General features: G+C 49.2%; 1 protein-coding gene. It reads left to right on the top strand.

The genetic code is table 11. From position 1 onward, the window contains the following. Window positions 1-1,029, top strand: a 1,029-nt coding sequence (locus tag KDK19_RS20565) for a hypothetical protein (protein WP_257292836.1), incomplete at both ends; no start/stop codon positions are given.

Here is a 1,029-nt window from a genome sequence, read left to right as displayed (position 1 = left end):
CGTCTGGCGTTTCGGCGAATTGAATTGACTGAAGAGAGAAATTACTTTTCGGGTATGGGAGCGCCAAGACCCTTCACTCTCGCCCTGCCGGGAGGAATGGCGCCCACCGGGCGCGTGCCAGAAGCTTATGGTAAATGGATGGTTGGCATTTTTGATCCACAATGCCTGTATGTCTATAAACGTAATGCAGGGACTTGTTCGCTGGCGATGATGCTGCCTGAGCTAACTCCGGAAAACAGGTTAGTAAAACTTCTGCCTGATCTGCAATCAGTGCTTGATAGATATTTTGAGCGCGGCAATCAACTCATCTGGAAAGTTTATCCTGCTCGTTTCACCTCGGGACATCTGAATGCGGATGGGACGTTCTGTTTACCAGAATTGAAACCCGGCTATCATTCCACCGATGATGATTTCCCGGAGCTGGTGCTCACACATTACAAAAAGCAGGACGTCAAATGCTTTTGCGTTTACAACGATGCAGAAATAAATGTTTCCGATATCCTGCGGGACAAGCGTCAGTGTGAAAAGGTATTGAGGCTTAAACCCTTACCTCTGGTTGTTTATTGCAACCGCACAGGTTCTGTAGAGGTTTATTATGATGATGAGCTGGACAGTCAATACCTGAGTATGAATGAGCGTTCGCTGAATGATTTTGCGTTCTCACAGGGCGTAGCCCCAGACCATTTCAGAGCCATGTTGAATCTGCTGCCTATGTCTGTGCGGGCAGAGGCACTGAGTTCGGAACGAACCACCACAGCAGATCCAGATGCCAGGCACAAACTGCAACAGGCCATTGACCTGGTCAATGAACCCGGCTCTTACGACTGCGAGAGGCTTCTGGACTTAAAACAAAGAGGCTTGCCAATTCACCAGCGTTTTTTTCATGAACGAGGTGTTGACTCTCTGCTTGAGATCTTGCTGTGCTCCGCAATGATCAGAAACGATCAGCCAGAACACGAGCAAACTCGGGAACAGGAGGAGGAAACCTGCCGCTTATGTTGGCTGCTTCTGAAGAGCGGAGCACAGCTG

It is taken from the genome of Endozoicomonas sp. ONNA1 (genome assembly GCF_024606325.1).
Lineage (GTDB): Bacteria > Pseudomonadota > Gammaproteobacteria > Pseudomonadales > Endozoicomonadaceae > Endozoicomonas_A.
The sequence above is the reverse complement of the archived record's forward strand: the minus strand, read 5'-3'. Positions and strand labels throughout refer to the sequence as shown.